Here is an 8,390-nt window from a genome sequence, read left to right on the forward strand (position 1 = left end):
GCTTGCAGTGGTACTCGATGTCGATGCCGTATTTCTCGGTCAGGCGCTGCAGCAGGTAGCGGGCCATCCACATCTGGTCGGCGGCCTTCTTGGAGCCCTTGCCGAAAATCTGGAATTCCCACTGGCCCTTGGCCACTTCGGCGTTGATGCCTTCGTGATTGATGCCTGCCGCGAGGCACTGGTCGAGATGCTCCTCGACGATCTGGCGCGCGACCGAGCCGACATTCGAATAGCCGACGCCGGTGTAGTACGAGCCCTGCGGCGCCGGATAGCCGCTCTCCGGGAAGCCGAGCGGACGGCCGTCCTTGTAGAAGAAGTATTCCTGCTCGAAGCCGAACCAGGCGCCCTCGTCATCGAGGATGGTGGCGCGCTTGTTGGAGACATGCGGCGTCACGCCATCGGGCATCATCACTTCGCACATCACCAGCACGCCGTTCGTGCGGGCCGGATCCGGGAACACGGCGACCGGCTTCAGCACGCAGTCGGAGCTGTGGCCTTCGGCCTGCTGAGTCGAGGAGCCGTCGAAGCCCCACAGCGGCAGCTGCTCGAGCGTCGGGAACTCGGCAAATTCCTTGATCTGGGTCTTGCCGCGAAGATTGGGGACCGGGGTGTATCCGTCGAGCCAGATATACTCGAGCTTGTATTTGGTCATTCTAGAGCCTCTCGTTGCTTGATCACCGCGCAGGGCGACGACGCATGGCCGGGCTGAGCCGACCTGCCGATCGTTAAAAAGCAATTCGTGTGCCACACTTGTCCCGGTGGGTGCGGCAAAATGGTCAAAGCTAAGCGTTGAATTTGCTGAGCCGTCTCAGTGATGCGCCCGGATCGATCAGAAGCATTATTTGCATAAATAATAGGCAAATACTGATCTTTTTGTGGGCATATTGCTTAAATGAGTCGCACGACCTATCTTGGAAACAGATGAATCGACTGGCTCCTGGAGAAGAAGGCAGATCGCCAATGCAAGTCACCCCGTCCCGTCCGTCGGCGAAGATTTTGATGTTCCCTCTGGCAGGGCGCAAAGCTGCCTCAAATTTAGGCGCAAAGGCCAAGTTCGCGGCAGAGCTTGCCTCGCTGCGCAACACGCATGCCGATTTTGACGGCTGGTACCACGAAGCGGCGATCGAGGAAGAAGAAGGCCAGCGGCAGAAGAGCTGAGTCTCCCGCAAACTTGCGAATGGAAAAAGCCCGGCGTGATCGCTCACGCCGGGCTTTTTTGTATCGCAGCCGACCGGCTACTGCTTGGTGTGCAGGTCGGTGCCGAGCGTGTCCCTGACGAAGATCATGCCAATGATCAGCGACATCGCCGCGATCACCACCGGATACCAGAGGCCATAGTAGATGTCGCCCTTGTAGGCGCTGAGCGCGAACACTGTCGCCGGCAGAAGGCCGCCGAACCAGCCATTGCCGATGTGGTAGGGCAGCGACATACCGGTATAGCGGATGCGGGTCGGGAACATCTCGACCAGGATTGCTGCGATCGGTCCGTAGACCATGGTCACGAAAAGCACGAGGATGAACAGGATGCCGATGGTCATCGGCCAGTTCACCGCGGCCGGATCGGCGAACATGGCGAAGGCGCCGCCGCCCGGAATGTTGTAGACGGTGATCTCAGGCGCACCCGCCGCCTCATCCTTGGTCAGCAGCTTGTCCTTAACCGCCTGGTCGACCGCAACGGTCGTCTTCTCGCCGCCGCGGATCGCCGCCGCGTCGAGCTTGAGCTCGGGATTGGCCGCGATGAAGGCGTCGAGCTTCTGGTCCGGAACCTTGATCGCCGCGCGCTTCAGCGGATAGCCGCCATCCCGCAACGACATGTTGACCGCCTTGACGAAAGCGGCGTCCTTGGCCTTGGCCTGATCGCCTGCGGCAACGGCATCGTAGGATTCCACCGTCTCGTTGCCGATCTTGACCGAGGCGGCCGTCCCGGGTGCCGCCGTGGCGACCACGTCATAAGGCACCGAGTTCTTGGTCAGGAACGAGGTGGCGATGTCGCAGGATGTCGTGAACTTCGCCGTACCGACCGGGTTGAACTGGAACTTGCAGTCGCCGGGTGCCGCGGTCACCGTCGCGCGGGTGTTCTGCTGCGCGGCGGCAAGAGCCGGATTGGCCGCCTTGGTCAGCGCCTTGAACAGCGGGAAGGTGCAGACGATACCCAAAGCGAGGCCGGCCATGATGATTGGCTTGCGGCCGATCTTGTCGGAGAGCCAGCCGAACACGACGAAGAAGATCGAGCCGACGGCAAGCGCGATCGCGATCATGATGTTGACCGACTGCGGGTCGACCTTCAGCACGTTCTGCAGGAAGAACAGCGCGTAGAACTGGCCGTTATACCAGATCACGGCCTGGCCGGCGGTGAGGCCGAGCAGCGCCAGCAGCGCGATCTTGGCGTTCTTCCACTGGCCAAAGGCTTCCGAGAGCGGTGCCTTCGAACCCTTGCCTTCTTCCTTCATGCGCTGGAAGGTCGGCGATTCCGAGAGCGACAGTCGGATCCAGATCGAGATGGCAAGCAGCACGAAGGAAACGATGAAGGGAATGCGCCAGCCCCAATCGGCATAGGTTTCCTTGCTCATCGAACCCTGGACGATGAGGATGACGATCAGCGACAGGAACAGGCCGAGTGTCGCGGTCGTCTGGATCCAGGAGGTGTAGAAGCCGCGGCGATCGTCGGGCGCGTGTTCGGCGACATAGGTCGCGGCGCCACCATACTCGCCGCCGAGCGCCAGGCCCTGCAGCATGCGCAGCCCGATCAGGATAATCGGTGCGGCGATGCCCCAACTGGCATAGCCGGGCAAGAGGCCGACCAGGAAGGTCGACAAGCCCATGATCGTCATGGTGACTAGAAAGGTGTATTTGCGGCCGACAAGATCGCCGATGCGGCCGAACAGCAAGGCGCCGAAGGGGCGGACCAGGAAGCCGGCGGCGAAGGCAAGCAGCGCGAAAATGTTGCGCGTCGCTTCCGGCGCCGACGAGAAGAATGTGGCGCCGATGAAAGCCGCCAGCGAGCCGTAAAGATAGAAATCGTACCATTCGAAAACGGTGCCGAGCGAGGAAGCGAAGATGACTTTCTTCTCTTCCCGCGTCATGCCGCGGCTTGTTCCGCCGGCGGTCGATGCCATTGCCATTGATATGTCCTCCCGTGGGATCCCGTCTGTCCTCGATGGCTGCGCCACCGCCCGCAACTCCTCCGAACGCGGACTCAAAAACGCAGCTACGGGCGAAAAAATGACAGAAAGCGCCGGGCAACGGCAGAGCGACGATGGGATTATGACTTTCGTATTAGGTGCAGTGCGAAAGCAGAGCGCGGCCTCAGGCTTTCAGCGCGTCGAGCAGGCTGACTGCGGCCATCATGTCGCGCTTGCGGGCCGAGCGGCGCGCCACGGCCTCGGCGTCCTGGCCCCAATGCTCGATCTGCCAGTCCTCATCGACATGGCCGGCGGCCCAGGCTGCTTCGCCGTCGAGTTCGCCGAAGTCGACGGCGAGCGCCAACAGCGCCGAGCCCGTCAGCGAGGTCATGACATGGATGGCGGCGAGCCGCATGGGCTCGATGCGCTGCGCAAGATGGGCGCGGAGAACGGCAATGGTCTCGCGCGGCTGCTCGACATGAACGATGCCTTCGGCGAGATGGAAGCGGGCGCCAAGCGCGCTGCGCGCCCAGTCGATGACCGGATCCCAAAGCTGGTTCTGTCGGTCGACCAACCCTTGCGGACCGTCGGCGCGGTAGCACAGCAGATCGGACGAGGCGAAGCGCAGGATGTCCTCCAACACCGCTTGCGGATCGCTGGCGACGCCGTCAATGGCGGTGTTGACGAGGCGCATGACCGGCATGGCCACTGGATCGATGACCTCGCCTTGCGCGTCGAACTCGCCGGCGACCAGGGCCGCCGCCTTCTCGGTCGGCAGCGCCAGCAACGCCCTGCCCGGCGTGCGCACCGGTCTACCGTCGAGATGGACGGCAAAGCCCTCTTCCGCCGGCACGACCGCAACGGCCTTGTAGAAGCGCTTCGGCAGCGGCGTCTTCATCTGGATCTGGGCGCGGCGCACGGGATCGGGATCGGAAAGCTGCTTTCCCGCTTCGAGGTCGTTGAGGATGTCACGCATGTCGGAACTCTCTAACCCAGGATTTGCTTGCGCGCCGGCCGGTTGACGATGATAAGGCCAGCGGCGACCAGGCCAAGCGCCAGGAAAATCCTGACCGTCGGCGGCTCGCCCAAAAGCACCGCGCCGCACAAGACACCGAAGGCTGGCGACAGGAAGGCGAAACTCGACAAGCCCGCCGCCGGATAGCGCGTCAGCAACCAGAACCACAATACATAGGTGAAGGCGACGATATAGAAAGACTGGAACAGCAGCGCCAAGGTCGGCAAGGCCGTGACCGCGCGGATCGGCGCGCCGGCAAAAGGCATGACCAGCAGACCGACGACCGCGGCGCCGGCCAGCTGATAGAGCAGCAGTTTCTCGGCGCTCGTGTCGACCAGTTTCGACCGCTTGATGACGATGCTGGTCATCGCCCACAGAATCCCTGAGCCGAGGCTGAGCAGGTCGCCGGTGAGCGTCGCATTGTTGCCGGCAACGATGCCTTCGGAGAAGACCGCCGCAAGGCCGCAGAAGGCGAGAACAAGCCCGCCCAGCTTGCGCGCGTTGATGCGCTCGCCGAGCAGGAAATGGCTGCCGATCAGGACCCAGAACGGCATGGTGTTGACCAGTAGCGTGTTGCGGGCAACGGTTGTGTATTCCAGCCCGATATAGAGGCACAGGAATTCAACGCCGAAGAGCACGCCGACAACGACGCCGGCGACTAGCGTCCCATCCGGCCTGAACAGCTTGATGCCGCGCAGCCGGCACCAGCCGAGCACGCAGAGCCCGCCAAGAATCGAGCGCGCGATCGAGACGAAGACGGGATCATAGCCGGCGTAGGAAACCTTGGCGGCGACGTAGTTCAGCCCCCAGGAGAAGGTCAGCCCGACCATGATCGTGGCGGCCGCCATGTCGACTGCATCGCGACGGCCCATTTCGGTTGCCGTGGTCATTGCTTCGATTGGCTTTCCAACTTAGCAAGCAGTGCTTTCAGTGCTTCGGTGTTTTGTCTGACCGCCTCAGTGTTCTCGCGGCCGATCTCCGCCACCGATCCCTGCCTGGCAGCAGCGCGGCGCGTAAGATGAGCCACACGAGAAAAATCATGATGAAAAGGCAGCCATCCGACCAACTGGTTGGTGAGCGTGGTTCCTCCCATGGCCCAGTTCCTCTCCTAGTCGTCCCTAGTCGTCCGCGTTCTGCTCGTCGAAGCCGAGCAGGTTCCAGCTCTGGCGCATATGCGGCGGCATCGGCGCGGTGACGTCGATGACGCCCTGGTCCGGGTGCGGGATGAGGATGCGGCGCGCGTGCAGATGCAGGCGGTTCTGCATGCCGCCCGGAAAGTCCCAATTGGTGTCGGCCTCGAAATATTTGGGATCGCCGATGATCGGGCAGCCAATGTAGGCAGCGTGGACGCGCAGTTGATGGGTGCGACCGGTATAGGGCTCCATCTCCAGCCAGGACAGCGACTGCGCCGCCTGCTCGACGACCCGATAGTAGGAGACCGCATGGTCGGCGCCCTTCTCGCCATGCTTGGCGATGCGCACGCGGTCGCCGTCCGGGGTCGGTTCCTTGACCAGCCAGGTCGAGATCTTGTCCTCGCGCTTCGGCGGCACGCCCTTGACCAGTGCCCAATAGGTCTTCTTGGTCTCGCGCGCCCGGAACGCTTCGGAGAGTTTCATCGCCGCAAGCCTGGTGCGGGCGACGACCAGCACGCCGGATGTGTCGCGGTCGAGCCGATGCACCAGGCGCGGCTTCTCGCCCTTCTGGTTGCGCCAGGCCTCCAGCATGTCATCGACATTGCGGGTGACGCCCGAACCGCCCTGCACGGCGAGCCCAGCGGGCTTGTTGAAGACGAAGACCTTCGGGTCCTCATGGATAAGCATCTTGGCGAGCACATCGGCGTCGCCCTGGTTGCGGATCGAATGGCCGGTGAGCGGCGCCTCGCCCTTCTTGTCGACCTCGAGCGGCGGGATGCGGACCGTTTGGCCGGGCTCGACGCGCGTGTCGGCCTTCACCCGGCCGCCGTCGACGCGGATCTGGCCGGAGCGCAGGAGCTTCTGCAGATGGCCGAAGCCGAGCCCCGGGAAATGGCTCTTGAACCAGCGGTCGAGCCGCATGCCCGCCTCGCCGGCCTCCACCGTGATCTGTTCAACGCCTGCCATTTGTCTCGCTTTGCCTCTTCGGAAGCGGGGCAATAGCATTAAGGCAGGCTTCTTGCGAGCCAAAGACCCAGAAACAGGGCGAGGATCGCGCCAATGACGCTGGCGAGCGCATAGCCGAACGCCGGCACCGCGGCGCCGCGCTCCCAAAGCGTGGCGAAATCGAGCGAAAAGGCCGAAAAAGTGGTGAAGCCGCCAAGGATGCCGGTGGCCACGAACAGCCTGACCTCGTTCGAGCCGCCGCGTCGCGCTAGCACGGCGATGAAAAGGCCCATGACGAAGGAGCCGACGATGTTGATCACCATCGTGCCCCAGGGATAGTTGGGGCCGACCAGGCGCAGCGCGCCCATATTGGTCAAGTGGCGGATGCCGGCGCCGATGCCGCCGCCGATGACAACGAGAAGTAGATTGGCCATGGCGGCTTTGTGCCGTTGCCGGCTTGCCGGGTCAATCCCTCCCGGCGGCGGGTGGAACCGCGCAGATCGTCGAACGGGTCAGAAATCGCCGCTCGCGGCCGTTGTCGAGCGAGAACATGCCGCCCCTGCCAGGCACCACGTCGATGATCAAATCCGTGTGTTTCCAGGCCTCGTACTGCGAGGCGCTGATGTAGATCGGCGTGTTGCCGATTTCACCCAGCATGACGTCGGCATCGCCAACAATGAAATCGCCGCGCGGATAGCACATTGGCGAGGAGCCGTCGCAGCAGCCGCCGGACTGGTGGAACAGAACAGGGCCGTGATCGGCGATGATCTCGGCCAGGAACGCCTCCGCCTCCGGCGTGGCGGACACTTTGTTCAGAGATCTTTTGTCCATCAGATCCTCCAACAATCGAAGGAGGACGCGGCGAACCGCGCCCTCCCCCCTCGCCCCGGGAGGATCAGAAGAAGCCAAGCTTCTTCGGGCTGTAGCTGACCAGCATGTTCTTGGTCTGCTGGTAGTGATCGAGCATCATCTTGTGCGTCTCGCGACCGATGCCGGACTGCTTGTAGCCGCCGAAGGCAGCGTGCGCCGGATAGGCGTGGTAGCAATTGGTCCACACGCGCCCGGCCTGGATGGCGCGGCCGAAGCGGTAGCAGCGGTTCGCGTCGCGGCTCCAGATGCCAGCGCCGAGGCCGTAGAGCGTGTCATTGGCGATCGACAGCGCCTCGTCATCGTCCCTGAAGGTCGTGACCGACACCACCGGTCCGAAAATCTCCTCCTGGAAGATGCGCATCTTGTTGTGGCCCTTGAACACGGTGGGCTTGACGTAGTAGCCGCCGGCAAGGTCGCCCGGCAGATGGTTCTGCTCGCCGCCTGTGAGCAGCTCGGCCCCTTCCTGGCGGCCGACGTCGAAGTAGCTCAGTATCTTCTGCAACTGCTCGTTCGAAGCCTGGGCGCCGATCATGGTTGCCGGGTCGAGCGGATCGCCCTGGACGATCGCCTCGACGCGCTTCAGCGCCCGCTCGATGAACCTGTCGTAGATCTTTTCATGCACCAGGGCGCGGCTCGGGCAGGTGCAGACCTCGCCCTGGTTGAGCGCGAACATCACGAAGCCTTCGATCGCCTTGTCGAAGAAGTCATCGTCCTCCGCCGTCACGTCCTGGAAGAAGATGTTGGGCGACTTGCCGCCAAGCTCGAGCGTGACCGGGATCAGGTTCTGGCTGGCATATTGCGAGATCAGGCGGCCCGTCGTCGTCTCGCCAGTGAAGGCGATCTTGGCGATGCGGTTCGACGATGCCAGCGGCTTGCCGGCCTCCAGGCCGAAGCCGTTGACGATGTTGAGCACGCCCTCCGGCAACAGGTCGCCGACTAGGTCGGCCCACAGCATGATGGTGGCTGGCGTCTGCTCGGCCGGCTTCAGCACCACGCAATTGCCGGCGGCGAGCGCTGGCGCCAGTTTCCATACCGCCATCAGCAGCGGGAAATTCCACGGAATGATCTGGCCGACAACGCCGAGCGGTTCGTGGAAATGATAGGCGACGGTGTCGTGGTCGATCTCGGAAATGCTGCCCTCCTGGCTGCGCAGCACGCCGGCGAAATAGCGGAAATGGTCGATGGCCAAAGGCAGGTCGGCCGCCGTCGTCTCGCGGATCGGCTTGCCGTTGTCCCAGGTCTCGGCGAGCGCCAGCAGATCGAGATTGTCCTCCATGCGGTCGGCGATGCGGTTGAGGATCAGAG

At 63.2% G+C, this 8,390-nt stretch carries 10 protein-coding genes; 1 reads left to right on the forward strand and 9 read right to left on the reverse strand.

Going from position 1 to position 8,390, the window contains the following annotated elements; all coding sequences use genetic code 11:
* Positions 1-652, reverse strand: a 652-nt coding sequence (locus EN742_RS15200; protein ID WP_189375340.1) for a glutamine synthetase beta-grasp domain-containing protein, incomplete at its 3' end; no start/stop codon positions are given.
* Positions 653-960: 308 nt separating this feature from the next.
* Between EN742_RS15200 and EN742_RS15205 the strand changes: the two genes are divergently transcribed.
* A complete protein-coding gene (locus tag EN742_RS15205; protein ID WP_126054661.1) occupies positions 961-1,158 on the forward strand; it encodes a DUF2735 domain-containing protein in 198 nt (65 codons plus the stop codon).
* A 77-nt stretch (positions 1,159-1,235) separates the two neighbouring features.
* Here the strand turns inward: EN742_RS15205 and EN742_RS15210 are convergent, their stop codons facing one another.
* From EN742_RS15210 to adh, 8 genes are all read right to left on the reverse strand, one after another.
* Positions 1,236-3,122, reverse strand: a complete 1,887-nt coding sequence (locus EN742_RS15210; protein WP_126054662.1) for an MFS transporter — start codon at positions 3,120-3,122, stop codon at positions 1,236-1,238.
* A gap of 184 nt (positions 3,123-3,306) precedes the next feature.
* Positions 3,307-4,098 carry an ATP12 family chaperone protein gene (locus EN742_RS15215; RefSeq protein ID WP_127420967.1) on the reverse strand — a complete coding sequence of 264 codons (792 nt, stop codon included), beginning with the start codon at positions 4,096-4,098 and terminating at the stop codon, positions 3,307-3,309.
* Positions 4,099-4,109: 11 nt separating this feature from the next.
* Entirely contained in the window at positions 4,110-5,027 is a 918-nt protein-coding gene (locus tag EN742_RS15220) for a DMT family transporter (protein ID WP_128332981.1), read from the reverse strand.
* Positions 5,024-5,230, reverse strand: coding sequence for a hypothetical protein (locus tag EN742_RS15225; protein WP_126054665.1), 207 nt, complete (start codon positions 5,228-5,230; stop codon positions 5,024-5,026). The genes EN742_RS15220 and EN742_RS15225 overlap by 4 nt, the downstream gene beginning before the upstream one ends.
* Before the next feature lie 25 nt (positions 5,231-5,255).
* Entirely contained in the window at positions 5,256-6,236 is a 981-nt protein-coding gene (locus tag EN742_RS15230; protein WP_127407149.1) for an RluA family pseudouridine synthase, read from the reverse strand.
* 38 nt (positions 6,237-6,274) lie between these two features.
* Positions 6,275-6,649 carry a fluoride efflux transporter CrcB gene (crcB, locus tag EN742_RS15235; protein ID WP_126054667.1) on the reverse strand — a complete coding sequence of 125 codons (375 nt, stop codon included), beginning with the start codon at positions 6,647-6,649 and terminating at the stop codon, positions 6,275-6,277.
* 31 nt (positions 6,650-6,680) lie between these two features.
* A complete protein-coding gene (locus EN742_RS15240; RefSeq protein WP_126054668.1) occupies positions 6,681-7,046 on the reverse strand; it encodes a DUF779 domain-containing protein in 366 nt (121 codons plus the stop codon).
* Positions 7,047-7,110: 64 nt separating this feature from the next.
* Positions 7,111-8,390: aldehyde dehydrogenase (gene adh, locus EN742_RS15245; protein WP_128332982.1), on the reverse strand; the 1,280-nt coding region annotated here is incomplete at its 5' end.

The organism is Mesorhizobium sp. M4A.F.Ca.ET.020.02.1.1 (assembly GCF_004022645.1).
GTDB lineage: Bacteria > Pseudomonadota > Alphaproteobacteria > Rhizobiales > Rhizobiaceae > Mesorhizobium.

What these genes read in the sequence shown, in the direction of transcription:
- EN742_RS15205 (WP_126054661.1), top strand. Translation starts at nt 961, where the DNA reads ATGCAAGTCACCCCGTCCCGTCCGTCGGCGAAGATTTTGATGTTCCCT.
- EN742_RS15210 (WP_126054662.1), bottom strand. Translation starts at nt 3,122, where the DNA reads ATGGCAATGGCATCGACCGCCGGCGGAACAAGCCGCGGCATGACGCGG.
- EN742_RS15215 (WP_127420967.1), bottom strand. Translation starts at nt 4,098, where the DNA reads ATGCGTGACATCCTCAACGACCTCGAAGCGGGAAAGCAGCTTTCCGAT.
- EN742_RS15220 (WP_128332981.1), bottom strand. Translation starts at nt 5,027, where the DNA reads ATGACCACGGCAACCGAAATGGGCCGTCGCGATGCAGTCGACATGGCG.
- EN742_RS15225 (WP_126054665.1), bottom strand. Translation starts at nt 5,230, where the DNA reads ATGGGAGGAACCACGCTCACCAACCAGTTGGTCGGATGGCTGCCTTTT.
- EN742_RS15230 (WP_127407149.1), bottom strand. Translation starts at nt 6,236, where the DNA reads ATGGCAGGCGTTGAACAGATCACGGTGGAGGCCGGCGAGGCGGGCATG.
- crcB (WP_126054667.1), bottom strand. Translation starts at nt 6,649, where the DNA reads ATGGCCAATCTACTTCTCGTTGTCATCGGCGGCGGCATCGGCGCCGGC.
- EN742_RS15240 (WP_126054668.1), bottom strand. Translation starts at nt 7,046, where the DNA reads ATGGACAAAAGATCTCTGAACAAAGTGTCCGCCACGCCGGAGGCGGAG.